This window comes from Nocardioides panacihumi (genome assembly GCF_039530925.1).
Classification (GTDB): domain Bacteria; phylum Actinomycetota; class Actinomycetes; order Propionibacteriales; family Nocardioidaceae; genus Nocardioides; species Nocardioides panacihumi.
On the sequence record NZ_BAAAPB010000002.1, the window covers coordinates 88,549 to 114,946 of the forward strand.

At 69.4% G+C, this 26,398-nt stretch carries 23 protein-coding genes; 2 read left to right on the forward strand and 21 right to left on the reverse strand.

Annotation, left to right across the window (positions count from 1 at the left end; genetic code table 11):
• The 12 genes from alaS to ABD205_RS09625 form a co-directional block, all read right to left on the reverse strand.
• Positions 1 to 1,903 (reverse strand): alanine--tRNA ligase (gene alaS / locus ABD205_RS09570; RefSeq protein ID WP_344045843.1); only part of this gene is annotated, 1,903 nt, incomplete at its 3' end.
• A 35-nt stretch (positions 1,904 to 1,938) separates the two neighbouring features.
• A complete protein-coding gene (locus ABD205_RS09575; protein WP_344044571.1) occupies positions 1,939 to 2,277 on the reverse strand; it encodes a DUF6167 family protein in 339 nt (112 codons plus the stop codon).
• Positions 2,274 to 2,768, reverse strand: a complete 495-nt coding sequence (locus tag ABD205_RS09580) for a hypothetical protein (RefSeq protein WP_344044573.1) — start codon at positions 2,766 to 2,768, stop codon at positions 2,274 to 2,276. The genes ABD205_RS09575 and ABD205_RS09580 overlap by 4 nt, the downstream gene beginning before the upstream one ends.
• Before the next feature lie 11 nt (positions 2,769 to 2,779).
• On the reverse strand, positions 2,780 to 4,165 hold the full coding sequence (locus ABD205_RS09585) for a replication-associated recombination protein A (protein WP_344044574.1): 1,386 nt from the start codon (positions 4,163 to 4,165) through the stop codon (positions 2,780 to 2,782).
• 133 nt (positions 4,166 to 4,298) lie between these two features.
• Positions 4,299 to 5,411 (reverse strand): ABC transporter ATP-binding protein, encoded by a 1,113-nt coding sequence (locus ABD205_RS09590; RefSeq protein WP_425573049.1) that lies wholly within the window; start codon positions 5,409 to 5,411, stop codon positions 4,299 to 4,301.
• Between the two features lie 80 nt (positions 5,412 to 5,491).
• A complete protein-coding gene (locus ABD205_RS09595; RefSeq protein ID WP_425572793.1) occupies positions 5,492 to 6,586 on the reverse strand; it encodes an ABC transporter ATP-binding protein in 1,095 nt (364 codons plus the stop codon).
• 23 nt (positions 6,587 to 6,609) lie between these two features.
• A complete protein-coding gene (locus ABD205_RS09600; RefSeq protein WP_344044577.1) occupies positions 6,610 to 7,659 on the reverse strand; it encodes an ABC transporter permease in 1,050 nt (349 codons plus the stop codon).
• Positions 7,660 to 7,840: 181 nt separating this feature from the next.
• Positions 7,841 to 9,574, reverse strand: a complete 1,734-nt coding sequence (locus tag ABD205_RS09605; protein WP_344044578.1) for an ABC transporter substrate-binding protein — start codon at positions 9,572 to 9,574, stop codon at positions 7,841 to 7,843.
• Between the two features lie 74 nt (positions 9,575 to 9,648).
• Positions 9,649 to 10,674 (reverse strand): ABC transporter permease, encoded by a 1,026-nt coding sequence (locus tag ABD205_RS09610; RefSeq protein ID WP_344044579.1) that lies wholly within the window; start codon positions 10,672 to 10,674, stop codon positions 9,649 to 9,651.
• A gap of 198 nt (positions 10,675 to 10,872) precedes the next feature.
• The gene (gene aspS, locus ABD205_RS09615; RefSeq protein WP_344044580.1) at positions 10,873 to 12,651 is read right to left on the reverse strand and encodes an aspartate--tRNA ligase; all 1,779 of its coding nucleotides are present in this window, start codon (positions 12,649 to 12,651) and stop codon (positions 10,873 to 10,875) included.
• Complete coding sequence (gene hisS, locus ABD205_RS09620; RefSeq protein ID WP_344044581.1) at positions 12,648 to 13,961, reverse strand: histidine--tRNA ligase; 1,314 nt, start codon at positions 13,959 to 13,961, stop codon at positions 12,648 to 12,650. Before hisS ends, aspS begins: the two co-directional genes overlap by 4 nt.
• Before the next feature lies 1 nt (position 13,962).
• On the reverse strand, positions 13,963 to 14,643 hold the full coding sequence (locus ABD205_RS09625) for an MBL fold metallo-hydrolase (protein WP_344044582.1): 681 nt from the start codon (positions 14,641 to 14,643) through the stop codon (positions 13,963 to 13,965).
• Between the two features lie 155 nt (positions 14,644 to 14,798).
• Between ABD205_RS09625 and ABD205_RS09630 the strand changes: the two genes are divergently transcribed.
• On the forward strand, positions 14,799 to 16,025 hold the full coding sequence (locus tag ABD205_RS09630; protein ID WP_344044583.1) for a DUF349 domain-containing protein: 1,227 nt from the start codon (positions 14,799 to 14,801) through the stop codon (positions 16,023 to 16,025).
• Between the two features lie 144 nt (positions 16,026 to 16,169).
• On the opposite strand, the gene ABD205_RS09635 is transcribed toward ABD205_RS09630, so the two are convergent.
• From ABD205_RS09635 to yajC, 6 genes are all read right to left on the reverse strand, one after another.
• Positions 16,170 to 17,102: a hypothetical protein gene (locus ABD205_RS09635; RefSeq protein WP_344044584.1), complete on the reverse strand. Its 933-nt coding sequence runs from the start codon at positions 17,100 to 17,102 to the stop codon at positions 16,170 to 16,172.
• A 181-nt stretch (positions 17,103 to 17,283) separates the two neighbouring features.
• Positions 17,284 to 19,617: a RelA/SpoT family protein gene (locus ABD205_RS09640; RefSeq protein ID WP_425572794.1), complete on the reverse strand. Its 2,334-nt coding sequence runs from the start codon at positions 19,615 to 19,617 to the stop codon at positions 17,284 to 17,286.
• A gap of 23 nt (positions 19,618 to 19,640) precedes the next feature.
• Positions 19,641 to 20,177: an adenine phosphoribosyltransferase gene (locus ABD205_RS09645; RefSeq protein WP_344044585.1), complete on the reverse strand. Its 537-nt coding sequence runs from the start codon at positions 20,175 to 20,177 to the stop codon at positions 19,641 to 19,643.
• 2 nt (positions 20,178 to 20,179) lie between these two features.
• Positions 20,180 to 21,430 (reverse strand): protein translocase subunit SecF, encoded by a 1,251-nt coding sequence (gene secF, locus ABD205_RS09650; protein WP_344044586.1) that lies wholly within the window; start codon positions 21,428 to 21,430, stop codon positions 20,180 to 20,182.
• Positions 21,430 to 23,100 (reverse strand): protein translocase subunit SecD, encoded by a 1,671-nt coding sequence (gene secD / locus ABD205_RS09655; RefSeq protein WP_344044587.1) that lies wholly within the window; start codon positions 23,098 to 23,100, stop codon positions 21,430 to 21,432. The genes secF and secD overlap by 1 nt, the downstream gene beginning before the upstream one ends.
• A gap of 5 nt (positions 23,101 to 23,105) precedes the next feature.
• Positions 23,106 to 23,408 carry a preprotein translocase subunit YajC gene (yajC, locus tag ABD205_RS09660; RefSeq protein ID WP_344044588.1) on the reverse strand — a complete coding sequence of 101 codons (303 nt, stop codon included), beginning with the start codon at positions 23,406 to 23,408 and terminating at the stop codon, positions 23,106 to 23,108.
• 216 nt (positions 23,409 to 23,624) lie between these two features.
• Here yajC and ABD205_RS09665 point away from each other — a divergent pair, with 216 nt between their 5' ends.
• Positions 23,625 to 24,044: a hypothetical protein gene (locus ABD205_RS09665; RefSeq protein WP_344044589.1), complete on the forward strand. Its 420-nt coding sequence runs from the start codon at positions 23,625 to 23,627 to the stop codon at positions 24,042 to 24,044.
• A 50-nt stretch (positions 24,045 to 24,094) separates the two neighbouring features.
• On the opposite strand, the gene ruvB is transcribed toward ABD205_RS09665, so the two are convergent.
• From ruvB to ruvC, 3 genes are read right to left on the reverse strand one after another with little or no spacing between them, the layout of a single operon-like run.
• The gene (ruvB, locus tag ABD205_RS09670) at positions 24,095 to 25,168 is read right to left on the reverse strand and encodes a Holliday junction branch migration DNA helicase RuvB (RefSeq protein WP_344044590.1); all 1,074 of its coding nucleotides are present in this window, start codon (positions 25,166 to 25,168) and stop codon (positions 24,095 to 24,097) included.
• Between the two features lie 3 nt (positions 25,169 to 25,171).
• Positions 25,172 to 25,765 (reverse strand): Holliday junction branch migration protein RuvA, encoded by a 594-nt coding sequence (gene ruvA / locus ABD205_RS09675; protein WP_344044591.1) that lies wholly within the window; start codon positions 25,763 to 25,765, stop codon positions 25,172 to 25,174.
• Positions 25,762 to 26,283 (reverse strand): crossover junction endodeoxyribonuclease RuvC, encoded by a 522-nt coding sequence (ruvC, locus tag ABD205_RS09680; RefSeq protein WP_344044592.1) that lies wholly within the window; start codon positions 26,281 to 26,283, stop codon positions 25,762 to 25,764. Before ruvC ends, ruvA begins: the two co-directional genes overlap by 4 nt.
• Positions 26,284 to 26,398 lie beyond the last annotated feature (115 nt).

Consider the following 26,398-nt stretch of genomic DNA (forward strand, 5'->3'; position numbering starts at 1 on the left):
CGTCGAGGATGACGGCGTTGACCGTGGCCTCGACGTCGGCCATCACCGACTGCGGGACCGCGCCCGTGGCGGAGAAGTCGAACCGGAAGCGACCGGGCGCGTTCTCCGAGCCGGCCTGGGTGGCCGTCTCGCCGAGCGCCTCGCGGAACGCCTTGTGCACCATGTGCGTCGCGGTGTGCGCCCGGCTGATCGCGAGCCGACGACGCAGGTCGACGACGCCGTGCGCGCCGAGGCCGGGCACGACCTCGCCGTTGATGACACGCACCCGGTGGGAGATGAGGCCCGAGATCGGCTTCTGCACGTCGAGCACCTCGAGGCGCGCGCCGTTGGCGAGCTCGATCAACCCGGTGTCGGCGAGCTGGCCGCCGCCCTCGGCGTAGAACGGCGTGCGGTCGAGGACCAGCTCGACCTCGTCGCCCTCGCGTGCGCTGGACACGACACCGTCCGCGCCGACGATCCCGCTGACGGTGCCCTCGTCGGTCGTGGTCTCGTAGCCTGTGAAGTCGACCGCCCGGCCGAGCGAGTCCGCGATCTCGCGGTAGGCGGCGGCGTCGCGGTGGGCGCTCTTCTTGGCGCGCGCGTCGTCCTTCGCCCGCTGCCGCTGCTCGCCCATGAGCCGGCGGAAGCCGTCCTCGTCGACCGCGAGGCCCTGTTCGGCGGCCATCTCCAAGGTGAGGTCGATCGGGAAGCCGTAGGTGTCGTGCAGCTGGAACGCCCGCGCACCGTCGAGGACGGTGCCACCCGCCTTCTTCACCTCGCCCGCGGCGAGGTCGAAGATCTGGCTGCCCGCCTTCAGCGTCTGCCGGAAGGCGTCCTCCTCGGCGAACGCGACCGTCGAGATCCGCTCCCAGTGCTGGTGCAGGTCGGTGTAGGTCTCCCCCATCCTGTCGCGGGAGACGGGCAGCAGCTCGGGCAGCACACGGTCCTCGCAGCCGAGCAGCCGCATCGATCGGATGGCGCGTCGCATCAGGCGGCGCAGCACGTAGCCTCGGCCCTCGTTGCCAGGCGTGACGCCGTCGTTGATGAGCATCATCGAGGAGCGGACGTGGTCGGCGACGACCCGGAAGCGGACGTCGTCGTCATGGTCGGAGCCGTAGGACCGGCCGGTCAGCTCCATCGCCTTCTCGATGACCGGGAACATGACGTCGGTCTCGTACATGTTGTGGCGACCCTGCAGCAGGTAGGCGACCCGCTCGAGGCCCATGCCGGTGTCGATGTTCTTCTTCGGGAGCTGCCCGGCGATGTCGAAGTCGCTCTTGGACCGCACCGCGGAGAGCACGTCCTGCATGAAGACGAGGTTCCAGAACTCGAGGTAGCGGTCGCCCGCGTCCCAGTCGCGGTCGGCGCCGTACGCCGGGCCGCGGTCGATGAGGATCTCCGAGCACGGGCCGCCGGGACCGGGCACGCCCATCGACCAGTAGTTCTCCTTGGCCGGCAGCCGGACGATGCGGTCGTCGGGCAGACCGGTGACCTTCTTCCAGATCCCGACGGCCTCGTCGTCGCCGTCGAGCACCGACGGGTAGAGGACTGCCTCGTCGAACCCGAAGCCGCCGTCGCGGATCGACTTCGTGACCAGGTCCCAGGCGAGCGCGATCGCGCCTTCCTTGAAGTAGTCGCCGAAGGAGAAGTTGCCGCACATCTCGAAGAAGGTGCCGTGCCGCGTCGTCTTGCCGACGTCCTCGATGTCAGGCGTCCGGATGCACTTCTGCACGCTGGTGGCGCGCGGGAACGGCGGCGTCTCCTGGCCGAGGAAGTACGGCTTGAACGGCACCATGCCGGCGTTGACGAACAGCAGGTTCGGGTCGTCGAGCAGCAGCGACGCAGACGGCACCGCGGTGTGCGGCAGGGCTGCGTCGTCGGCGAAGTGGCTGGTGAAGCGTCGGCGGACCTCCGCCGTGCTCAGCCAGGTGTCGGGCCGGCCATCCTCTGGCACTGTGCTCACTGAGAGCCTTCCTCGAAGTCGTGTCGGTTGTCATCGTTGGTCGCGTAGCCCTCGCGCGGGACGAGCGTGGGCGTGTCGAGACCCGGCGGCCCGTCGGACCCGGCGCCCAGCTGCGGTGTCGGGTCGTACGTCGGCCCGAACCGCTCACGGAGCCGGGTCTCGGCCTCCGCCTTGCCGGTGGCCACCTCGTCGCGGAACAGTCGTGCACCCACCCCGAGAGCCTGCCACCTGTCGTGCAGCCCGTCGGCGGTGAACGCCTCGGCGGCCCGACGTCCGCGGACCATCGCGTAGACGCCGAGCCCGGCGCCCGCGGCGAACCAGAGCCCGCGTCTCATGCGGCGCCCTCGCTGTGGGCCATCTGGGCGCGGTGGCGGGCGCGGTACTCGCGCAGCGCCTCCTTGGCCTCCAGCTTCCGGAGCTTGCGGGAGCGCTTGAGCTCGCGCTTCATCTCGAACCTGATCCGGTACCGCGTCTCGGGGGCGAGAGCCCGGCGGACGCCCTGGAGGAGGGAGGCGGTCTGGACCACGGTCTCCCGCAGGACCGCGTCGGCGAACGCGGGCGGGGCCAACCGAACCGGTGCCGACGCCTGCGCGGGTGCCGACTCGAGCTCGCCGAGCCGGGTGATCACGTACTCGTGCTCGGTGCGCACGACCGGCCCCTGAACGTCCTCCTGCAGCCGCGACTCGACGGCGTCGAGCCGCTCCAGCAGCGCCGCGACCTGGCCGGCGGCCTCGAGCCGAGCACGCCGCAGCGCGACCAGCGCGAGGACCGCGACGATGCCAGCGATCGCGGCCACCGAGGCCAGGGAGATCGTGAGCGCGGTCATGGCCACTGACCCTATCGCGGGCCCTTCGGCTGTTTCCTGCCCCTTCCTGCACCGCTCCCCCGGACGATGGCGCGCACGCGCTCCCAGCGCTCCTTGATCGCGCTCTCGGCGCCGATCTCCTTCGGCAGGTAGTACGTCGCGTCGGCGAGCACGTCGGGCAGGTACTGCTGCTCGGCGATGCCGAACGGCTCGTCGTGCGCATACACGTACGCCGACCCGTGGCCGAGCTTCTTCGCGCCGCCGTAGTGCGCGTCGCGCAGGTGGGCGGGCACCTGCCCGATCCGCCCGGCCCGCACGTCGCCCAGCGCCGCGCCGATCGCGGTCGTGACCGCGTTCGACTTCGGCGCCACCGCGAGCGCGATCGTGGCGTGCGCGAGGGTGAGCTGCGCCTCGGGCATCCCGATGAGCTGCACGGTCTGGGCCGCGGCGACGGCGGTCGTCAGCGCGGCCGGGTCGGCCAGGCCGATGTCCTCGCTCGCGAGGATCATCAGCCGGCGGGCGATGAAGCGCGGATCCTCCCCGGCCTCCATCATCCTGGCCAGGTAGTGCAGTGCCGCGTCGGCGTCCGAGCCGCGCACCGACTTGATGAAGGCGCTGATGACGTCGTAGTGCTGGTCGCCGTCGCGGTCGTAGCGCACCGCCGCCGTGTCGACGGCGGTCTCGGCCGTCGCGAGGTCGATGTCGCGGCTCGCCTGCGAGGCCGCGGCCCCTGCCGCGGCCTCCAGATAGGTGAGCGAGCGCCGGGCATCCCCACCCGCGAGCCGGACGAGGTGGTCGAGCGCGTCCTCGGCGATGGTGAACTCACCGGCCAGGCCGCGCTCGTCGGTCAGAGCGCGCTCGAGGACGTCCCTGACGTCGTCGTCGGTCAGCGACTCCAACCGGAGCAGCAGGCTGCGCGACAGGAGTGGCGAGATCACCGAGAAGAACGGGTTCTCGGTCGTCGCGGCGACGAGCGTCACCCAGCGGTTCTCCACGCCTGGCAGCAGCGCGTCCTGCTGTGCCTTGCTGAACCGGTGCACCTCGTCGACGAACAGCACCGTCTCCTTGCCGGTCGCGACGAGATCCGCGCGGGCGCGGTCGATCGCCGCGCGGACCTCCTTGACACCGGCGGAGACCGCGGAGACCTCGACGAAGCGCCGGTCGGTGTGCCGGCTCACGATCGCGGCGATCGTGGTCTTGCCCGTGCCCGGCGGCCCCCAGAGCAGCAGCGAGAGCGACTTGTCGCCCTCGATCAGCTGCCGCAGGGGGCTGCCGGGTGCACGCAGCTGCGCCTGACCGACCAGCTCGTCCAGCGACCGCGGGCGCATCCGCACCGCCAGCGGCGCGGACGCGTGGTCGGCCGAGCTCAGGGATCCGCCGGCCGGCGTACCGCCGAGCTCGAACAGGCCATCACTCACAGCGCCACCCTAAGGCGACGCCCGAGAGCACCCTCAGGCGACGCCGGTGTGCGTGCATCGCAAAGGCGGCGGTGCGAAGGCGACCTGGTGAGCGGAGCGGTCGTCGAGCGCCGCCGACGCAGCGAGGCGCGTGCTATGGCGTCGACTTCCCCATGGTGTTGTTCTCGAGGTCGAACCAGCTGTCCGAGTATCCGGCACCGGTCGGCAGGTCGGTCGCCGGGCCGGCGGCCAGGTCCGGCGTACCGCTGTCGTCGACGCCGAGCAGCCGCGGCGTGATCGGCTTCTCCGGGTGCTTGCCGATCTCGCCCGGGAAGTGGCAGGCGACCTTGTGGGTCGGCCCGACCTGCAGCAGCGGCGGCTCGACCCGGGCGCAGATGTCCTGCGCGATCGGGCAACGGGTCCGGAACCGGCAGCCCGACGGCGGGTTGATCGGCGACGGGACGTCGCCCTCGAGCCGGATCCGCTCCCGCCTGCCGCCGACCGAGGCCTGCTTGACGTCAGGGACGGCCGAGAGCAGCGCCTGCGTGTACGGGTGGTGCGGCCGGTTGTACAGCGTCTCGCGGTCGGCGATCTCGACGATCTTGCCGAGGTACATGACCGCGATCTCCGGGCAGAAGTGCCGGACGACGGCGAGGTCGTGGGCGATGAAGAGGAACGCGATGTTGAACTCGCGCTGCAGGTCCTGGAGCAGGTTGATGACCTGCGCCTGGATCGACACGTCGAGCGCCGAGACAGGCTCGTCGGCGACGAGCAGCTTCGGCTGCAGGGTCAGCGCCCGGGCGATGCCGATGCGCTGCCGCTGGCCGCCGGAGAACTCGTGCGGGTAGCGGTTGTAGTGCTCCGGGTTGAGGCCGACGACCTCGAGCAGCTCCTGGACGCGCGGGAGGATCTTGTTCTTCGGCACGACCTTGTGGATGGCCAGAGGCGCCCCGACGATCGAGCCCACCGTGTGCCGCGGGTTCAGCGACGTGTACGGGTCCTGGAAGATCATCTGGATGTCGCGACGCAGCGGGTGCAGCTCGTGCTCGGACAGCCCGGCGATGTCACGGCCGTCGAACTCGATCGAGCCGCCGGTGGGCTTGTAGAGGCGGGTGATGAGCCGACCGGTGGTCGACTTGCCACATCCGGACTCGCCGACCAGGCCGAGCGACTGCCCGGCGTTGACCTGGAAGGAGACGCCGTCGACGGCCTGCACCTGGCCGATCGTGCGGCGCATCAACCCCGAGCTCTTCACGGGGAAGTACATCTTCAGGTCCTCGACGCGGAGGATCGGCTTCGCCTCGGTCAGCGCCTGCTCGGCGCCGTGAGGAGTGAGCTCGTCAGTGGTCACTGCGGGTCCTTCTCGTCGGTGGCGTAGGGCGCCAGCTCGTGAGCGAGCTCGTCGGCGCGCGCGGGGTCGATCTCGGGGAGCACCTCGAGGGCGTACACCTCGTCGGGGTCGGTGAGGTGGCAGCGCTTGAGGTGGCCGAGGCCCTGGCGGCCCGGCACGAGGTCCGGCTGGACGGTGCGGCACAGGTCACCGGGCACCTTGGACACGTGCGGGCAGCGCGGGTGGAAGGCGCAGCCTGGCGGCGGGTTGAGCAGGCTCGGCGGGTTGCCCGGGATCGGGATGAGCTTCGCCGAGGTGTCGGCCGTGACGTCCGGGACGCTGGACAGCAGGCCCCATGTGTACGGCATCTCGGGCCGCACCAGGATGTCCTTGGTCGGGCCGTACTCGACCGCCTTGCCGGCGTACATCACCAGGACGTCGTCGGCCATCTCCGCCACGACGCCGAGGTCGTGGGTGATGATGATGATCGCCGAGTCGAACTCGCGCTGCAGGTCCTGGAGCAGGTCGAGGATCTGCGCCTGGACGGTGACGTCGAGGGCGGTGGTCGGCTCGTCCGCGATCAGCAGGCCCGGGTTGTTGATCAGGCCCATGGCGATCATGGCGCGCTGGCGCATGCCGCCCGAGAACTGGTGCGGGTAGTCGTCGACCCGACGGTCGGGCTGCGGGATGCCCACGCGCTCCAGCATCTCGATGGCGCGCGTGCGGGCCGCCTTCTTCGAGACGTTGTTGTGCACGCGGTAGGCCTCGACCAGCTGGTTGCCGACCGTGTAGTACGGGTGCATCGCCGACAACGGGTCCTGGAAGATCATCGACACGTCCAGGCCACGACGACGACGCATGTCCTCGTCGGAGACCTGGAGCAGGTCGACGCCTTCGAGCAGGATCTCGCCGCTCACGATCGCTCGGCTCCCTCGGTGCAGACCGAGGATCGTCGAGCTGGAGACGGACTTTCCGGATCCGGACTCACCGACGATGCCGAGAGTCTTGCCCTTCTCGAGATCGAAGGAGAGCCCGTCGGTCGCCTTGACGATGCCGTCCGGCGTCGGGAAGTGGACCTTGAGGTCCCTGACGGAGAGGAAGGGGGTGCTCACGGTGCTCAAGGGTGAAGACTCTCCTAGCCGACCCGGACGCGCGGGTCGATGAAGGCGTACAGGATGTCGACGATGATGTTCGCCAGGATCACGAACGCACCTGCGATCAACACGATGCCGATGAGCACCGGAAGGTCGTAGTTGGTGTTCGCCGACACCGCAAGCTTGCCCAGTCCGTTGAAGTTGAAGATCGACTCGGTAATGATCGCACCGCCGAGGACGCCGGCGAAGTCGAGACCCGCCATGGTGACCAGCGGGGTGAGTGCGGCCCGCAGCGCGTGCTTGAAGAGCACGGTCCGGCCGTTGACGCCCTTGGCGCGGGCGGTGCGCACGTAGTCCTCCGTCAGCGACTCGAGCACGAAGGCGCGGGTCATACGGACGTAGCTGGCCATGTAGAGCAGCGCGAGGGTGATCGCCGGCAGCGTGAGGTTGAACGCCCACTTGAACGGGCCGCCCTCGGCGATCGGGGTGTACGCCGGCACCGGGACCCAGCCGAACTTGATCGCGATGTAGCGCAGCAGGAAGGTGCCGATGAAGAACGACGGGAACGCGTAGGCGAACAGCGACAGCCCGACGATTCCACGATCGATGAAGGAGCCCTTGGTGATGGCGGCGAGCACGCCGATCAGCACACCGAAGAGGACCCACAGGATGACCGCGGCGAGCGCGATCGAGAACGTGACGGGGAGGGCGGCACCGACCATCGTGTTGACGGTCTTGATGCTGTAGGTCGAGTAGCCGAAGCACGGCGCGGCACAGTGAACGACATTCTGCGGCGCGGCCTCGCGCATCTGCTTGTCGGCCGGGAAGTCACGGCCGGCGACGATGCCCTTGGTGAAGTTGGCCCACAGCACGGCGGGGCCCTTGATGTTGCTCTCCCACACGCCCGCGTTGCGCGGCGGGTAGCCGAGCGACTTCCGGGCCTGCTCACGCAGGGCCGGCGAGCAGTTCTTGCCACAGGCGAACTGCGCGGGGTCGACCGGTGAGGAGAAGAAGAGGACGAACGTCACCAAGCTCATCACGAGGAGCATGATCACGCCGATGAAGATCCGGCGGATGACGTAGGCCAGCATGGGGTCACCTCGAGGTCGAGATCGATTTGTCTGGACAGGCGGGCGCCTGGCCGCGGGCCACTGCCATGCGACCAGGCTCCCACTCGGACCGGGTGGACGCCAGTGCGTCCACCCGGCCGGGTTGGTGAGGGCCGAGGCCCTCGGTGTTGCTCAGCGATGAGGACGGCTCACGCCGCCGTCGTCACTGCTTGACGCCGATGGCACCCAGGTCCGGGTAGCCGTTGGAGGCCGCGTCCGTGGTGAAGTTGGCGACCTTGGATCCGTGGACCCAGTTGAACAGCGCGATCTCGAGCGGGATGTAGGCGTAGTCCTTGCCGAGGACCGCGTCAGCGTCCTGGAGGTACTTCGTCTGCTCGTCCACCGTGGCGGCCTGCTGGGCCTGGTCGACGAGACCGTTGAACTCCTTGCTCGAGTAGTTGCCGTAGTCCTGGCCGTTGGAGTTCTTGGTCAGGTTGATACGGCTGTCGAACAGCGGCGCGGTGACGGTCAGAGCCGACGGCCAGTCAGCACCCCAACCGGCCCAGGTGATGTCCGACTTGGCGTTCGGGTCCTGGATGGTCGGGTAGTAGGCGTCGGTCAGCGGGTTCAGGGTGACCTTGAAGCCCGACTTGTCCCACGTGTCGGCCAGAGCAGCGGCCTGGTTCTTGCCGGTCTCCGAGGAGCCGTCGAAGGTGAAGGTGATCGGGTAAGGCATCTTGATGCCCGCGTCGGTCAGGATCTTCTTCGCAGCGTCGGCGTTGCCGGCACCCATGTCCTTGAACTGCTCGACCGGCTGGTAACCGGGAACCGACGGGTTCACGATCGAGTCGGCCGGCTTGTAGAACTTCTCGCCACCACCGGCGGTGATCCAGCCGGTGATGTTGGTCGCGGTCGCCAGAGCCTGGCGGACCGGGAGCGAGAGGCGCTTCGTGTTCGGCTGCAGGTAGTCGACGTACGGGGACTCGACGTTGCTGTAGCGGTCACCGAGGCCGGAGGCCTGGGCGATGTACTGCGGGAGAACGCGGGTGCCGGTGACGGCGGCCTGGGCCTCCGGGCTGTCCTGGATCAGCAGGTCGTTGATGGTCTCCGGCGTCTTGCCGATGTCCATGACGATCTTGTCCGGGAGAGCCTGGCGGTTCTCCTTGGTGTCGGTCTTCGGGTCGTAGTTCGGGTTGCGAACCAGGGTGCCACCCTTGTTCTCGTCCCACGTGCCGTCGAGCATGTACGGGCCGTCGGAGAAGATGGTGAAGTTCGAGCCCTCACCCTTGTCCTGCGACTGCTTGTACGGGTCCATCATGTGGAGCGCAGCGATCGCGAGGGGGAAGTCCGGCCACGGCTTCTTGAAGTGGTAGGTGATCGTCTTGCCGTCGCAGGTGATCGCCTTGTCGAAGTCGGCCTGGCCCTGCTTGCTGTACGGGCCCTTGTAGGTGGGCACGCCGTCAGCGTCGGTGGGCACGTCGAGGTAGCTCAGCAGGTAGTTCGGACCACCGGTGATGACGTCGGTCGCGAAGACACGCGAGGCGCCGTACTTGAAGTCCTCACAGGTGATGTCGCTGCCGTCCTGCCACTTCACGCCGTCCTTGATCGTGAACTGCCAGACCTTGCCGCCCTCGGTGGAGGTGCCGGTGTCCGTCGCCAGGTCGGGGACCGGGGTCGTGGCCTTCGAGACGTCGGACGAGATCGGGAAGGTGACGAGCTGGCGGTACACGGTGCGGCTGAAGTTGGTGATGTCGCGACCGACATACACCCGCTGCGGGTCGATGTGACCCAGCGGCGTGGCGAACAGGTAGGTGAGCGTGCCGCCCGCCTTGGTCGACCCGCTCGAGGACGAGCTCTTGTTGTTGTCGCCCCCGCTACCGCCGCCGCACGCGGCGAGTGCAACCGTCATCGCAGTCGCAGCAGTTGCTGCGAGCAGCCGCTTTCGATTGTTGGCCATTGCTTCTCCTTGGATGTGTGACACGCCTGGTGCGGCGGCACATTCGACGGCGACCTGCCGTCGAAGTCTGGGAACTATCGGTTCGTCTTCGGGTCGAGCGCGTCGCGCATGCCATCGCCGAGCAGGTTGAAGCAGACGACGATGAGCGCGATCGCGAACGCGGGCGCGAAGAAGAACACGAAGTCGAACTGCGCGTAGTCGAGTGAGTTGCGCAGGACGTTGCCGAGCGTGGGCGTCGGCGGCTTGATGCTCACGCCGAGGTAGCTCAGGGCCGCCTCTGCGGAGATGTAGGCCGGCAGCGTCAGCGTGAAGCTGACCAGCAGCGGGGCCCACAGGTTCGGCAGGATCTCCTTGAAGTACATCCGCGCCTTCGACGCGCCGAACAGCTTGGCCGCGTCCACGAACTCACGCTCGCGGACCGACAGCACCTGGCCACGGATGAGTCGGGCGATGCTGGGCCAGCCGAAGAGGGCCAGGAAGATCACGACGTACGTCGCCCAGCCGACGTCGCCCGCAGGCACGTGCAGGCTCTGGGTGATGAACGCGTACATCGGCGCCGACAGCGCCAGCAGCATCAGCGTCTGGGGGAACGACAGCGTCAGGTCGATCAGGCGACCGATCAGGCCGTCCACCCAGCCGCGGGTGAAGCCCGCGATGATGCCGAGCACGGTGCCGATGATCATCGCGAGCAGGCTCGCGAGGAGGCTCAGCGTGAGCGAGAGCGTCGTGCCCAGCCACACCCGCGACAGGACGTCGCGGCCCGTGCCGGGCTCGACGCCCAGCGGGTGGTGCCAGCTGATGCCGCCGAAGCGGCCCTTCGGCAGCGTGAACTCGTTGAGCAGGCTGTCGCTGCCGACGTTGTGGAACGACCGCGGGTCGAGCACGCCGAACTTCACGAGGAAGGGCGCGGTCACGGCGGCGAGGACGTACAGGGCGACGACGATGAAGGACACCATCGACAGCTTGTCCTTGCGGAACCGCTCGAACGCCAGCTTCGTCGGCGACTTGCCGGCGATCTTCGCCGGGTCGACGTCGTCCGAGTGACCGGTCGGGTCGGGCAGGTGCTCGCTCTCCAGGTTGCTGACTGGCGTGGCGGTCATGTCACCTCGTGTCCATTCTCTCGACGGGATTTCGAGGGCCGGCTGGGCCCACCCGTCGGGTGTCCGTGGTTTCGACACCGCAGGCGACTGTATGTGACGCAAGGCGCATTCACGATCACCTACGGATAACGATCTGGTCAAGACGCGTTCGTCACGCGTACGGCGGATCAGCCCCCGGAAGGGAGCGATCCCCCAGGATCAGCCGTTTGAGGGCAGATCTTCCTGCGGGAGGGCGTCCACACCGGCCTCCTTGCGCTGCTGCTCCGTGATCGGGGCTGGGGCGGCGGTGAGGGGGTCGAAGCCGCCGCCCGACTTCGGGAACGCGATCACCTCGCGGATGGAGTCGACCCTCGCGAGCAGGGCGACGACGCGGTCGAGACCCAGCGCGATGCCGCCGTGCGGCGGGGCGCCGTACTTGAACGCCTCGAGCAGGAAGCCGAACTTCTCGCTCGCCTGCTCGTCGCTGATCCCCATCACGTTGAAGACGCGCTTCTGCACGTCCTCACGGTGGATACGGATCGAGCCGCCGCCCAGCTCGCTGCCGTTGCAGACGATGTCGTAGGCGTAGGCCAGCGCGCTGCCGGGGTCGGTGTCGAACGTGTCGAGGAACTCGGGCTTGGGGCCGGTGAAGGCGTGGTGGACGGCCGTCCACGCGCCCGCCCCGACGGCGACGTCTCCGCTGGCGACCGCCTCGGCGGCGGGCTCGAACATCGGCGCGTCGACCACCCAGGTGAACGCGAAGGCGTCCTCGTCGATGAGGCCGCAGCGACGTCCGATCTCGAGGCGCGCGGCACCCAGGAGCGCGCGGCTCGCCTTCTTGACACCGGCCGCGAAGAAGACGCAGTCGCCCGGGTTCGCGCCGGCGTGGGCGGCGAGCCCCGCCTGCTCGGCCTCGGAGAGGTTCTTGGCGACCGGCCCGCCGAGGGTGCCGTCCTCCTGGACGAGCACGTACGCGAGGCCGCGTGCGCCGCGCTGCTTGGCCCAGTCCTGCCACGCGTCGAGCTGCTTGCGGGGCTGGCTCGCCCCACCGGGCATGACGACGGCGCCGACGTACTCGGCCTGGAACACGCGGAACGTCGTGTCCTTGAAGTAGTCGGTGAACTCGACGAGCTCGTAGCCCATCCGCAGGTCGGGCTTGTCCGAGCCGTAGCGCCGCATCGCGTCCGCGTAGGTCATCCGCGGGATCGGGAGCGGGATCTCCTGGCCGATGGTCGCCCACATCGCGGCGAGGACGTCCTCCATCAAGGCGATGACGTCCTCCTGGTCCACGAAGCTCATCTCGATGTCGAGCTGGGTGAACTCCGGCTGCCGGTCGGCGCGGAAGTCCTCGTCCCGGTAGCAGCGCGCGATCTGGTAGTAGCGCTCCAACCCACCGACCATGAGCAGCTGCTTGAACAGCTGGGGGCTCTGCGGCAGGGCGTACCAGCTGCCGGGGTGCAGCCGCGCCGGCACCAGGAAGTCGCGGGCGCCCTCGGGGGTGCTGCGTGTCAGGGTCGGCGTCTCGATCTCGACGAAGTCGTGCCTGTCGAGCGTGTCGCGGGCCGCCTTGTTGACCCTGCTGCGCAGACGGATCGCCTCGGCCGGGCCGCTGCGGCGCAGGTCGAGGTAGCGGTACTTGAGACGGGCCTCCTCACCGACCTCGACGTGCTCGTCGATGGGGAAAGGCAGCGGCGCGGAGGGGCTGAGCACCTCCAGCTCGCTGACGACGACCTCGATCTCGCCCGTGGCGAGGTTCGGGTTGACGTTGCCCTCGGAGCGCGCCACCACCTCGCCCACGACCTTGAGGCAGAACTCGTTGCGCAGGGCGTGCGCCGACTCCTCGTCGCGGATGACGATCTGGACGACGCCGCTCGCGTCGCGCAGGTCGATGAAGGTCACGCCCCCGTGATCGCGCCGCCGGGCCACCCACCCCGCGAGGGTGACGGTCTGCCCGACGTGCTCGGCGCGCAGGGCGCCGGCCTGGTGTGTGCGGATCACTGGATCTGCTCCTTCGTTGCCTTCGTTGCCTTCGTTGCTGCGGTGACGTTCACCAGGTAGGTGGCGAGCTCCCCCAAGGGGACCGGGACCTGGTCGCCGGTGTCCATCGATTTCACCTGGGCGACGCCCGTCTCGAGGTCGCGCTCGCCGAGGACGACGACCAGCGGCGCCCCGGATCTGTCGGCTGCCTTCATCGCGCCCTTGAGCCCACGCTCACCGAAGCCCTGGTCGGTGCGGAGCCCCGCCCGACGCAGCTCCGCCACGAGCAGCGCGGCACGCTGCCGGGCGGCACTCCCCTGCTGACCCAGCGGGACGACGTACGCGTCGAGTGCGGTGTCGGGACCGGGCGCGATGCCCTCGGCCTGGCACGCCAGCAGGATGCGGTCGAGGCCGAGACCGAATCCGATGCCGGACAGCTCCTGCCCGCCGAGCTCGCTCATCAGGCCGTCGTACCGGCCGCCGCCGCCGATGCCGGACTGTGCGCCGAGGCCGTCGTGCACGAACTCGAAGGTGGTGCGCGTGTAGTAGTCGAGGCCGCGCACCATCCGCGGGTTGATGACGTACGCCGTCCCGCCGGCGTCCAGCAGCGCTCGGACGGTCCCGAAGTGCTCGGCGCACGCCTCGTCCAGGTGGTCGATCATCAGCGGAGCGTCGGTGAGCTGCTCGATCACCTCGGGGCGCTTGTCGTCGAGGACGCGCAGCGGGTTGATCCGCGCCCGCTCGCGGGTCGCGTCGTCGAGGTCGAGGCCCTCGAGGAAGGCGACCAGCTTCTCGCGGTACGCCGGCCTGCAGTCGCCGCAGCCGAGGCTGGTGATCTCCAGCCGGTAGCCGGTCAGGCCGATCTCGCGGTAGCCGTTGTCGGCCATCGCGATGACCTCGGCGTCGAGGGCGGGGTCGTCCGAGCCGATCGCCTCGACGCCGAACTGCTGCAGCTGGCGGTAGCGACCGTGCTGGGGCCGCTCGGCGCGGAAGAACGGCCCGGCGTACCAGAGCTTCACGGGCAGCTGGCCCCGGTCGAGGCTGTGCTCGATGACCGACCGCATGACGCCGGCGGTCCCCTCGGGCCGCAGCGTCAGGGATCGGCCGCCGCGGTCGGTGAAGGTGTACATCTCCTTGGAGACGACGTCGGTGGACTCACCCACCCCGCGGACGTACAGGGCCGTCTCCTCGAAGACGGGCAGCTCGACGTATCCGTAGCCGGCCAGCGTGGCCTGGCGCGCGAGGGTGTCCTTGATGGCCAGCCAGGCGGCGGACACGGGAGGGAGGTACTCGGGGACGCCCTTGGGGGCGGCGATCTTGTCGGTGCTCAATTCAGGTCCCGATCAGGTCCAGGAGGAAGGGGTTCGTGGCGCGCTCGCGGCCGATCGAGGTCTGCTCGCCGTGCCCGGGGAGCACGACGACGTCGTCGGCGAGCGGCAGCACCTTGGTGGTGAGGCTGCGCAGCATCGTGGGGTGGTCGCCGCCGGGGAGGTCGGTCCGCCCGATCGAACCGGCGAAGAGCAGGTCCCCGGAGAACATCAGCTCGGAGACGTCGTCGCGCAGGTAGGGCGTGCGGAAGGTGACCGACCCCTCGGTATGGCCGGGCGTGTGGTCGACGACGAAGCGCAGGCCGGCCAGCTCGAGCGCCTGGCCGTCGCCGAGCTCTCGCACGTCGTCCGGCTCGGCCCAGCGGTAGTCGCCGCCCAGCAGCATCTGGGTCGTCTCGGCGCTCAGCCCCGCCGTCGGGTCGGTGAGCAGGTGCCGGTCGGACGGGTGGATCCAGGCGGTCGCGTCGTAGGTCCCGGCGACCGGAGCGACGCACCACATGTGGTCGACGTGCCCGTGGGTGACGAGCACGGAGACCGGCTTGAGCCGGTGCTCGCGGACGACGTCCGCGACGCCTGCGGAGGCGTCCTTGCCGGGGTCGATCACCACGCACTCGCTGCCCGGCCCGGTCGCCACCACGTAGCAGTTGGTGCCCCACGGGCCGGCGGGGAAGCCTGCGATCAACACCGGGCAACCCTATCGAGCGCGCCGGACGTCCGTCGCATCGGTGGTCCCGGGCAGCCCGGGCCGATCTCTGACTACGATGGGCGCCTGGCCGGGTCTCCATCCATCCTTGCGGGGTCCGGGGCAGTGTGACGACGATGATCGGACAGGGATCACCAGTGACCAGCAACGAGTGGGGCCGGGTCGACGCCGAGGGCAACGTCTACGTGACGACGGCCGAAGGGGAACGCTGGGTCGGCCAGTATCCGGACGGCTCGCCCGAGGAGGCGCTGAAGCTCTTCACCGACCGGTTCGACCAGCTCGCCTTCGAGGTGGAGCAGCTCGAACGACGCGTGCACACCGCCAAGGCGAGCCCCGACGAGGCCACCGAGGCCATCAAGGTGGTGCGCGGCAAGGTGGCCGATGCCCACGCGGTCGGCGACCTGGCCTCGCTCAACGCCCGGCTCGACGCGCTGACCCCGGTCATCGCCACGCAGCGCGAGGCGCGCAAGGCGGAGCGGGCCGCGAAGACCGAGGAGGCGCGCGCCGAGAAGGAGCGGATCGTCTCCGAGGCCGAGACCCTCGCGCAGGGCACCGACTGGCGCAACGGCGCCAACCGGCTGCGCGACCTGCTCGAGCAGTGGAAGGTGCTGCCGCGCATCGACCGGGCCGGTGACGAGGCGCTGTGGAAGCGATTCTCGACGGCGCGCACGGCGTACACCCGTCACCGCAAGGCGCATTTCGCCGAGCTGAACGAGAAGCGCGAGGGCGCGCGGGCCATCAAGGAGAAGCTGGTCGTCGAGGCCGAGGCGCTCACCGACTCCACCGAGTGGGGCCCGACCGCCGGCCGCTACCGCGACCTGATGCAGCGCTGGAAGGCCGCCGGCCCGGCTCCGAAGGACGTCGACGACGCCCTCTGGAAGCGCTTCCGCGGCGCGCAGGACGCGTTCTTCGGCGCCCGCGACGCCGCCAACGCCGCGATCGATGCCGAGTTCGGCGCCAACGCGGAGGTCAAGGAGCAGCTGCTCGTCGAGGCCGAGGCGATCCTCCCGGTCGAGGACCTGGCCGCTGCGAAGGCCGCCTTCCGCGACCTCGCCGAGCGCTGGGACGCCGCCGGCAAGGTACCGCGCGACCGGATCCGCGACCTCGAGGGCCGCATGCGCAAGGTCGAGCAGGCGATCAAGGCCGTCGAGGACGAGCAGTGGAGCCGGTCCGACCCGGAGAAGTCGGCCCGCGCCGACGACATGATCACCAAGCTCGAGGCCGCCATCGCCCAGGTCGAGGCCGACCTGGACAAGGCCCGCGCCGCCGGCGACGCCCGCCGGATCGCCTCGCTGGAGGAGAACCTCGAGTCGCGCAAGCAGTTCCTCGACATGGCCCGGCGGGCCAGCGCCGACTTCAGCTGACGCTGGGGGCCGGGCGGAGTCCCCGGTTAACCGGGGACTCCGGAACTTCCGGGGGTGCACGACAGCCCGGGAGTTCCGCTCTTCCCTGGGTCGCGTCGGCAGTTCCCTGGGTACGCGCCGGCGGGCCGACCGGCGACGCTGCGATCAGGCGCTGGCCAGCACCCGGGCGATGAATGCCCTGATCCGTTCGGCAAGCGCCCTTGGGTCTGCGAGATCCTTCCACGTGATGCGGAAGCACCTCCACCCGGTCAGCTCACGGACCAGGTCCTCTCGACGCTTCTCGCGAAAGACCACATCACTCGGGTCGACCTCGCCCTGGTACTTGATGCGCCCATCGAACTCGAACCACACCCCCAGCTCCGGAATCGCGAAGTCGAGTCGCGCGACCAGCACGCTGCCGTCGTACACCTCGTACTGAGGCACCGGCGTCGGCAGGCGCTGCTTCCAGAAGAAGTACGACGTCCGCGACTCCCCGACCGACTCGACCAGTGGATTCGCGAGGCGGAGCACAAGGTCGGTGGTCAGCGAATGCGGCCAGCGATCCATCCGGTTCGCGTAGCGCTCGCGCAACTCCTCCAGCGTGAAGTCGCCCCGATGCAGGAAGTGGTTCACGACGACGAGCGCGACCTCGACCGACGCGGCCGTGCTGACCTCCAGGCAGTTGCGCAGCGGCGCGATGACCTGGAGTCCGTGCACGTCGCGAACGTCCCCGTCGGCGAGCCGGCCACAATGCTGACGGATGCCGGCCTCACGCCGGCCGGTCTTCCCGTCGAGGCGCGTCAGATGCACCTCGGACAGATCGACGCCCCAGCTGGGCGCTTCGTTGAAGAGAAGCGCAGAGGCGTGGCTGATGACGACCTCGGTCTTCGCCTGCCGGTACGCCGCCCTCACCTTGATGGCGTATCGGGCCTCGGCGCTGGCCGCGTCCCAGACCGCCCCGTCGACGTACGCGCCCGTGCGCGGCCGCCGGTAGAGCCCGGCCTGCAACGCGCGCCTGAGGGTCTTCTCGTTCTCACCCGAGGCCAGGAGCTCTCTGCGCAGCCAGATATCGGTCAGCATGGGGTCGTCAGGCGTCATGACGACGTCTTGCCCGCGGTCCGATCGGCTGAACCATGGGACTCATCGGGCTGTGGATACTCGCTCTTCCCAGGGAACTGTCGACGCGGCCCAGGGACGAGCGGAACTCCCGGGGTGGCATGCACCCCCGGAAGTTCCGGAGTCCGCGGTTAACCGGGGACTCCGCCCGTCCTCGTTCAGGTCAGCTGGTGACGCGGTAGGCGTCGAAGACGCCAGGCACCGACCGCACCGACTTGAGCACCTGGTCGAGGTGCTTGGCGTCAGCCATCTCGAAGGTGAAGCGGCTCTTGGCGACGCGGTCTCGGGTGGTGCTCAGCTGCGCGGACAGGATGTTCACGTGGGCGTCCGAGATCGCCATCGTGATGTCGGACAGCAACCGCGAGCGGTCGAGCGCCTCGACCTGGATGTTGACCAGGTACGTCGTGTCCGAGCCCGACCCCCACTCGACGTCGACGAGACGCTCGGGCTGGCTGTTGAGCGACGAGGCGTTGGTGCAGTCCGCCCGGTGCACCGAGACGCCGCCGCCCTTGGTCACGAACCCGATGATCGCGTCACCCGGCACCGGCGTGCAGCACTTGGCGAGCTTGGTCCAGACGTCCGACTCCCCCTTGACGAGTACGCCGGCGTCGGTGTTGCTGCGCGCCGTCGTGGCGCGATTCCGGCGCCCGGTGATCGTGACCGCCTCGGCCAGGTCCTCCTGGGCCCCCTCGTTGCCGCCGTGCTCCTCGATGACGCGGCGCACGACCGCCTGGGCGGAGAGGTTGCTCTCCCCCACGGCCGCGTAGAGCGCGTCGACGTCGGCGATGTTGAAGTGCCGGGCCGCGAGCGTCAGCGACTCGTGGGACATGAGCCGCTTGAGGGGCAGGCCCTCCTTGCGCATCAGCTTGGCGATCTGCTCCTGGCCCTTCTCGATCGCCTCCTCACGGCGCTCCTTGGTGAACCAGGCACGGATCTTCGAGCGGGCGCGGTTGCTCTTGACGAAGCCCAGCCAGTCCTGCGACGGACCGGCGGTGGGCGACTTGGAGGTGAAGACCTCCACGACGTCGCCGTTGTCGAGGGTCGACTCGAGCGGGACCAGCCGCCCGTTCACCCGGGCGCCGATCGTGTGGTGCCCGACCTCGGTGTGGACGGCGTACGCGAAGTCGACGGGCGTGGCGCCCGACGGGAGGGCGATGACGTCGCCGCGGGGCGTGAAGACGTAGACCTCGGTCCGGTTCATCTCGAACCGCAGCGACTCCAGGAACTCCCCCGGGTCCTCGACCTCGGACTGCCAGTCCATGAGCTGGCGGACCCAGCCCATGTCGTCGAGGTCGCCCTGCTTGTCGGTGTCGACGCCGGCGCGGCCGTCCTCCTTGTACTTCCAGTGGGCCGCGACGCCGTACTCGGCGCGCCGGTGCATCGCGAACGTCCGGATCTGCATCTCGACGGGCTTGCCCTGCGGACCGATGACCGTCGTGTGCAGCGACTGGTACATGTTGAACTTCGGCAGCGAGATGTAGTCCTTGAACCGGCCCAGGACCGGGTTCCAACGCGAGTGGAGCACGCCGAGGACGGAGTAGCAGTCGCGGTCCTCGGCGACCAGGATGCGGATGCCGACCAGGTCGTAGATGTCAGTGAAGTCCTTACCGCCGACGATCATCTTCTGGTAGATCGAGTAATAGTGCTTCGGGCGGCCGGTGACGGTCGCCTTGATCTTCGCCTCGCGCAGATCGTTCTCGACCTGGCTGATCACCTGCGCCAGGAACTGGTCGCGCGACGGCGCCCGCTCGGCCACCAGCCGCACGATCTCGTCGTAGATCTTGGGGTGCAGCGTGGCGAACGCGAGGTCCTCCAGCTCCCACTTGATCGTGTTCATGCCGAGGCGGTGCGCCAGCGGCGCGTAGATGTCGAGCGTCTCGCGGGCGCTGCGCTCCTGCGACTTCAGCGGGACGTAGCGCAGGGTGCGCATGTTGTGCAGCCGGTCGGCGAGCTTGATGACGAGCACGCGGATGTCCCTCGACATCGCGACGATCATCTTGCGGATGGTCTCCGACTGCGCGGAGTCGCCGTACTGGACCTTGTCGAGCTTCGTGACGCCGTCGACGAGCTGCGCGACCTCGCTGCCGAAGTCCTTCGTCACCTGCTCCAGCACGTACGGCGTGTCCTCGACCGTGTCGTGGAGGAGGGCCGCGACCAGCGTCGGCTCGGTCATGCCGAGCTCGGCGAGGATCGTCGTCACGGCGAGCGGATGGGTGATGTAGGGGTCGCCGCTCTTGCGCAGCTGACCCTCGTGCAGGCGCTCGGCCGTGACGTAGGCGCGCTCGAGCAGCGCCAGGTCGGCCTTCGGGTGGTTCGCCCGTACGGCGCGGAACAGCGGCTCGAGGACGGGGTTTCCGACCGTGCTGCGCTGGCCCATCCGCGCCAGTCGCGCACGCATGCTGCGCCCCGAGGGCGGCTGCGCGTCCGGTTGCTGACCGCCACCCCGCCCCTGGCTGGCGCTCTCACGCGGCGCGGCCACAGTCGGTTTGTCGGTCATTGCCACAGTCTAGTGACGAGGCCTCACACGGTCAGCAGAGCGGTGACCGGAAGCGCACCGACCGCCTCGCGGCCGGGCAGCGCGGCGAGCTCCATCAGCACCGCCACGCCGGCGACCGTGCCACCGCACTTCTCGACCAGCTCGCGCGTGGCCGCGATCGTGCCGCCAGTGGCGAGCACGTCGTCGACGAGCAGCACCCGCTCGCCCGGTGCGACGGCGTCCCGGTGCAGCTCGAGCGTCGCCTCGCCGTACTCCAGCGCGTAGGAGACCGCGTGCGTCTCGCGGGGCAGCTTGCCCGCCTTGCGGACCGGCACGAAGCCGGCGCCGAGCGCGAGCGCCACCGGGGCGGCGAGGATGAACCCGCGCGCCTCCATCCCGAGCACCTTGTCGACCACGGTCGTCCCCGCCGAGTCGCGGCCGACCTCGGCCAGCGCCTGCACCGTGGCGGTGAAGGCGTCGTGGTCGGCCAGGAGCGGCGTGATGTCCTTGAACAGGATCCCCGGCGAGGGGTAGTCCGGGACGTCCCGGATCAGCTCGTCGAGCGTCGCGGTGAGCGACACCGTCACGACTTCTTGCCCCGCTGCGAGCGCGGCTGCCGGGACGGCTGCTGCCGACCGGCTGCTCCGCTCGGGCGGACCGGGCCACGCGCGGGAGGAGCGATCCGGCCCTGGCCGAGCCGGTTCGCCGTGCTGTCGGTCCGCGGGCGCGCCTGCGCCGTCTCGACCTCGAGCCCGAGGTCGTCGTTCAGCTCGGCCGGCTCGTCGTCGACGGGCATGGTCTCGCTGAACGTCGGCACCGCGGCGTAGCGGTCGGCCTCGGCGCGGGCACGGGCCTTCGCCCGCTTCTCGGCGAGCTGGACCTCGGACTCGTTGGACTTGAGGTGCACCAGGACGCGCGGGGCGACCCAGACCGAGGAGAAGACGCCGGCGGCCATGCCGACGAACTGGGCGAGCGCCAGGTCCTTCAGAGAGCTGGCACCGAGCTGCACGGCGCTGACGTAGAGGATCGCACCGATCGGGATGAGCGCGATGATGCCGGTGTTGATCGAGCGGACCAGCGTCTGGTTGACGGCGAGGTTCGCCGCCTCGGCGTACGTCATGCGCGACTCGCGCAGGTTGCGGGTGTTCTCCCGGATCTTGTCGAAGACGACCACGGTGTCGTAGAGCGAGAAGCCGAGGATCGCGAGCAGGCCCGTCACGGCCGAGGGGGTCACCGAGAATCCCGAGAGCGAGTAGACGCCCATCGTGATCACGATGTCGTGGAACAGCGCGACGAGGGCCGCGATCGACATCTTCCACTCGCGGAAGTAGAGCCCGATGAAGAGCATGACGACGACGAGGAAGACGCCGACGCCCAGGAGCGCCCGCTGCGCGACCTCCTTGCCCCAGCTGGCGCCGATGGACGACGGAGAGACCTGCTTGGCCGGGTCGTTGATGGTCACCGTCGACTCGATGACGTCGACCATCTGCTTGTTACCCGAGACGCCGAGTTCCTCGGTCTGGATGGTGATCCCGTCAGCGCCGGAGGTCGCCACCGTCGGCTCGTGGGCACCCGGGATGTTCGCGTCGACGATGTTCTGACGCAGCTGGTCGACCGTCGCCTGATTGGCCTGTGACGAGCTCAGCCCGTTGATCCGGTATTCCGTGCCGCCGGTGAACTCGACGCCGAAGTTGAAGCCGTTGAAGATCACGACCAGCAGCGCGGCGAGGACGATGCCTCCGGAGATGGAGTACCAGAGCGGGCGCTTGTGGACGAAGTCGATCGAGCGATGACCGTTGTAGAGCTCGTTGCCGAGCCTGGAGAACTTGCCCATCAGGCCTTACCTCCCACGGCGACAGGGACGTCGGTGCCGAGCGTCTCGGGGCTGAGCCCGGAGAGCTTGCCGCCGGCGTTGAAGAAGCGGAAGCGGGCGAACCAGGACACCAGCGGCTTGGTGAACCAGAACAGGACCGCGAGGTCGATGAGCGTCGAGAGGCCCAGCGCGAAGCCGAAGCCCTTCACGACGCCCGTCGCGAAGATGTAGAGGATGAGCGCCGAGAAGAGCGAGACGAAGCTCGCACCGATACGGGTGTGCTTCGCGCGCACCCAGCCGGTCTCGACGGCGACACGCATCGACCTGCCCTCACGCATCTCGTCGCGGATGCGCTCGAAGAAGATGACGAACGAGTCGGCGGTGATGCCGACCGCGATGATGAGGCCGGCGATGCCGGGGAGCGTCAGTGTGAAGCCGGCCGTCTTGCTCAGCAGCAGCACCATCGCGTAGGTCCACACGGCGGCGATCGACAGCGACGACAGCACCACGATGCCCAGGCCGCGGTAGTAGATGAGGCAGTAGAGCATCACCAGGCCGAGACCGAACGCACCCGCGATGAGGCCCGCGCTGAGCTGGTTGCCCGCCAGCGTCGGCCCGATGACCTCGACGGACGTCCCGGACTTCTCGAACGAGATCGGCAGCGAGCCGTACTTCAGGCTGGTCGCGAGGCTCTTCGCCTCCGCCTCGCTGAAGTTGCCGGAGATCTGGGCACCGCCGCTGATGCGCTCGTCAGCCTTCGCGGCCGAGATGACCTGGCCGTCGAGCACGATCGCGAAGAGCTGGCCGGTGCCGGCGATGGCGCCGGTCGTGTCGGCGAAGATGCCCCGGCCGTGGCCGTTGAAGCTGAGGTTGACGACGTACTGCAGGCTGTTCTGCGGGATCCCGTAGCTGGCGCCCGTCAGGTCCGTGCCCTCGATGATGGCCGGCGAGAGGAGGTACTTCTGGGTGCCGTCCGGGTTGCAGGTGATCAGCGGCTGGTTCGGGTCGTCCTTGATCTCCGCCGTCGTGGTCGGGCACTGGAAGTCGTTGAACTTCTGAGCCCACTCGGCCGGCGGGTTGTTCATGAACGCGAGAGCCGAGTCGAGCGTCGACTTCTTGGCGCCCGGTTTGGCGGTGCTGCTCGGCGAGGGCGACGCGGTCGAGCTCGCGTCGGCGCTCGGAGACGTCGTGGGGGTCGGCGTCGCGTCTGCCTTGCCGAAGCCGACCGGTGCGCGCTGCGCGGCGGGCGCGCTGGGCGACGGCGAGCCCGAGGGCGCGGTCAGCCCAGGGGTGGTGGGAGCGGTCGAGGACGAGGCCGCACCACACGCGGAGCTCGAGTCACAGGCGACGAGCCGGAAGCGCATCTGGGCCTGTCGCGCGACCGTCTCGACGAGATCCTGGCTGTTCTTGCCCGGGATCTCGACGACGATCAGGTTGCTTCCCGACGTCGTGACGTCGGCCTCCGTGACACCGGATCCGTTGACGCGCTGGTCGATGATCCCGCGGGCCTCGTTGAGGTTGTCCCTGGACGGGTTCCCCGCGGCGATCAGCGTGATCCGGGTGCCGCCCTGGAGGTCGAGGCCGAGCTGGGGCTTCCAGGTGCCTCCGAGCGCGACGAGTGCGTAGGCGATCGCCAGCGCCAGGAAGAACACCGTGAGGGTGCGCCCCGGCTTGGGCGTCTTGCGTGCCATCGTTGTCAGTTCTCCTCCGAGCCGGCGGACTCGTCGCTTTCCGGCTCTGGTGCGGTCAGGACCTGGGCGATCGCGCCGCGGGCGACCTTGACAGTCACCCCCGTGGCGATCTCGACCAGGACGTGGTCGTCGTCAGCACCGCTGACGGTGCCGAAGATGCCCGAGGTGAGCATCACCTCGTTCCCCGTGCTCAACGAGGACTGGAGGCTACGAAGTTCCCGCTGCTTGCGCTGCTGCGGACGCAGGATCAGCAGCCAGAAGACGGCGAGGATGAGCACGAACGGCAAGAGTCCGGCGAGTGAGCCCACGGGGATTTCTCTCCAAGTGACAGCAGGAAGCGGCCGACGACGGGTCGGCCGACGGGCAAGTCTAGACACGGGCGTGGCGTGCGCCACGAATCGGGGCCGTTCGTAACCGGAAGCACGCAGCGCCGTGATGACGCACCCCACGGCGTGTCATCCCGAGGGGCGCGTCGACGCGCGCCCCTTCAGGAAACGACACGATCCCGAACGGGGAGGCATCTCATGAGATCAACCTGGCGTCGCATCGCCACTTCCGCCGTCGCATCGGCCGCCGCCTGCGCTGCCGTGTCCGCTGGGCAGGCCGCCCATGCGGCGGAATCCTTCTGGCCGACGAAGTCCTGCACGAAGGGAGGCTTCACCGGATACGTACGCGTCGCGCACGTCGGCACCATGGTGACGGCGGTGCAGTACAAGATCTTCAAGGGCTCCAACAGCGGTGGCAACAACGCCAACGTCGACTGGGTCGACGGCGGCATCGCTCCGTCGAAGCACTTCTCCACCGACAGCGGCATCCAGGACAACGCCTGGCACACGCTGAGCAACGTGGACTACTACCGGGGTTCCGGGGGCACGTCGATGAAGTTCGTCTTCGACAAGTCCGGCGCCACCGACCCGAGCTGCACGATCACCTCGGTTCTCTGACCACGACAGGCGTCACCGTCCCGGGGAGCGCGACAGCGCTTCCCGGGACGTCACTCCTCGAAGAGCGGGTCCTGCCACGGCGCGACCGCCGGCGCGGCCAGCCCGAGGTGCTCCCAGGCGGCGGGAGTGGCGACCCGGCCGCGCGGCGTACGGGCGAGGAAGCCGTTGCGCACCAGGAACGGCTCGGCGACCTCCTCGACCGTCTCACGTTCCTCGCCGACGGCGACGGCCAGCGTCGAGACGCCGACGGGCCCGCCGCCGAAACGTCGGCACAACACGTCGATCACGGCCCTGTCGAGGCGGTCGAGGCCGAGCGCGTCGACCTCGTACAGGTCGAGCGCACGGCCCGCGATGTCCAGGGTCACCACGCCGTCGGCCCGCACCTGGGCGAAGTCGCGCACCCGACGCAGGAGGCGGTTGGCGATGCGCGGGGTCCCGCGCGAGCGGGACGCGATCTCGGCCGCGCCCTCGTCGGTGAGCTCGACGCCGAGCAGTCCGGCGGAGCGGTGGACGATCAGGTCGAGCTCACCGGGCTCGTAGAACTCCAGGTGGCCGGTGAAGCCGAACCGGTCGCGCAGCGGTCCCGGCAGGAGCCCGGCGCGCGTCGTCGCGCCGACGAGCGTGAAGGGTGGGATCTCGAGTGGGATCGCCGTCGCACCCGGTCCCTTGCCGATGACCACGTCGACCCGGAAGTCCTCCATGGCCATGTAGAGCATCTCCTCCGCCGGCCGCGACATCCGGTGGATCTCGTCGACGAAGAGGACGTCGCCCTCGTTCATGCCGGACAGGATCGAGGCGAGGTCGCCGGCGTGGGTGATGGCCGGCCCGGAGGTCAGCCGCAGCGGCGAGCCCATCTCGGAGGCGATGATCATCGCGAGCGTGGTCTTGCCGAGTCCCGGCGGCCCGCTGAGCAGGACGTGGTCGGGGGCTCTCCCCCGCTGCCGAGCCGCCTCGAGCACCAGGCCGAGCTGGTCGCGCACACGCGTCTGGCCGACGACCTCGTCGAGACTGCGCGGACGCAGCGCCGACTCGACGGCGCGCTCGTCGCCCTCGGCCTCGGCCGCCGTGAGCCCCTGCAGGTGGGCGGACTCAGCTGCCGCCAGCTCGTCCTCGTGGAAGGGCATCGGCTACGCCTTGCTGAGGCCCTGGAGGGCCGCGCGCAGCAGCGCGCTCACGTTGGGGGTCCCGTCAGGGTCGGGTACGACGGCCACCGCGCGCTCCGCGTCCTTGGCGTTGTAACCGAGACCCTGGAGCGCCTCCTGCACCTGGTCGCGCCACGTCGGCGACGCGGAGGGCGCGGCTGAGCGTGATGCTCCGATCGGGGCGCCGAGACGGTCCTTGAGCTCGAGGATGATCCGCTGAGCGACCTTCTGGCCGATGCCCGGGACCTTCGTGAGGGTCTTGACGTCGTCCGTCGCGACCGCGACGCGCAGCGTGTCCGGCGTGAGCACGGCCAGCATCGCCTGGGCGAGCTTGGGCCCGACGCCCGACGCCGTCTGGACGAGCTCGAAGGCGGACTTCTCGTCCTCGTCGGCGAAGCCGAAGAGTGTCAGGGAGTCCTCCCGCACGACGAGCGATGTCGGCAGTGTGGCCTCGTGGCCGGTCCTCAGCCCGGCGAGGGTGCCGGGCGTGCAGAGCAGCTCCAGCCCGACCCCACCGACCTCGAGGACGGCACTCGAGAGGGTCAACGCGGCGACGGTGCCGCGCACGTGGGCGATCATCTGGTCCTCCCTGCTGCAGCCACGGCTGCGTCGATCCTGGCCTGGGCGCCGCCCCGCCAGATGTGGGTGATGGCCAGCGCCAGCGCATCGGCGGCGTCGGCGGGCTTCGGCATCGCGTCCAGCCGCAGGATGCGGGTCACCATCGCTCCGACCTGCGCCTTGTCGGCGCGGCCGTTGCCGGAGACGGCGGCCTTCACCTCGGACGGCGTGTGCAGCGCGACGGGGATCCCCCGGCGGGCCGCGCACACCAGGGCAAGGCCGCTGGCCTGGGCGGTGCCCATGATCGTGCTGACGTCGGAGCGGGCGAAGATCCGCTCCACGGCGACCGCGTCCGGCCTGTGCTCCTCGATCCAGGCGTCGATGCCCTTCTCGATCGAGACGAGCCGGTCCGCGACGTGGAGCGTGCTGGTGGTGCGGATGACACCCACGTCCACGAGGCTGAGCGGCCGGCCGACCTGGCCCTCGACCACGCCCATGCCACACCGCGTCAGACCGGGGTCGATCCCGAGGACACGCATCAGACCACCACCTGCGTCGAACACATGTTCGCAGGTTAGGTCAGGTCGGTCATCGATCGTGGGAGACACGCGGACGCGTCGTCCGGCGCTTGGGATGGCAAGGCGGCGCCCCCGT

Bases quoted from the DNA above. Each gene is read 5' to 3' on its own strand.
- ABD205_RS09575 (WP_344044571.1), bottom strand. From the start codon at position 2,277: ATGAGACGCGGGCTCTGGTTCGCCGCGGGCGCCGGGCTCGGCGTCTAC.
- ABD205_RS09580 (WP_344044573.1), bottom strand. From the start codon at position 2,768: ATGACCGCGCTCACGATCTCCCTGGCCTCGGTGGCCGCGATCGCTGGC.
- ABD205_RS09590 (WP_425573049.1), bottom strand. From the start codon at position 5,411: ATGTACTTCCCCGTGAAGAGCTCGGGGTTGATGCGCCGCACGATCGGC.
- ABD205_RS09600 (WP_344044577.1), bottom strand. From the start codon at position 7,659: ATGCTGGCCTACGTCATCCGCCGGATCTTCATCGGCGTGATCATGCTC.
- ABD205_RS09605 (WP_344044578.1), bottom strand. From the start codon at position 9,574: ATGGCCAACAATCGAAAGCGGCTGCTCGCAGCAACTGCTGCGACTGCG.
- ABD205_RS09610 (WP_344044579.1), bottom strand. From the start codon at position 10,674: ATGACCGCCACGCCAGTCAGCAACCTGGAGAGCGAGCACCTGCCCGAC.
- ABD205_RS09635 (WP_344044584.1), bottom strand. From the start codon at position 17,102: ATGACGCCTGACGACCCCATGCTGACCGATATCTGGCTGCGCAGAGAG.
- ABD205_RS09640 (WP_425572794.1), bottom strand. From the start codon at position 19,617: ATGACCGACAAACCGACTGTGGCCGCGCCGCGTGAGAGCGCCAGCCAG.
- secF (WP_344044586.1), bottom strand. From the start codon at position 21,430: ATGGGCAAGTTCTCCAGGCTCGGCAACGAGCTCTACAACGGTCATCGC.
- secD (WP_344044587.1), bottom strand. From the start codon at position 23,100: ATGGCACGCAAGACGCCCAAGCCGGGGCGCACCCTCACGGTGTTCTTC.
- ABD205_RS09665 (WP_344044589.1), top strand. From the start codon at position 23,625: ATGAGATCAACCTGGCGTCGCATCGCCACTTCCGCCGTCGCATCGGCC.
- ruvB (WP_344044590.1), bottom strand. From the start codon at position 25,168: ATGCCCTTCCACGAGGACGAGCTGGCGGCAGCTGAGTCCGCCCACCTG.
- ruvA (WP_344044591.1), bottom strand. From the start codon at position 25,765: ATGATCGCCCACGTGCGCGGCACCGTCGCCGCGTTGACCCTCTCGAGT.
- ruvC (WP_344044592.1), bottom strand. From the start codon at position 26,283: ATGCGTGTCCTCGGGATCGACCCCGGTCTGACGCGGTGTGGCATGGGC.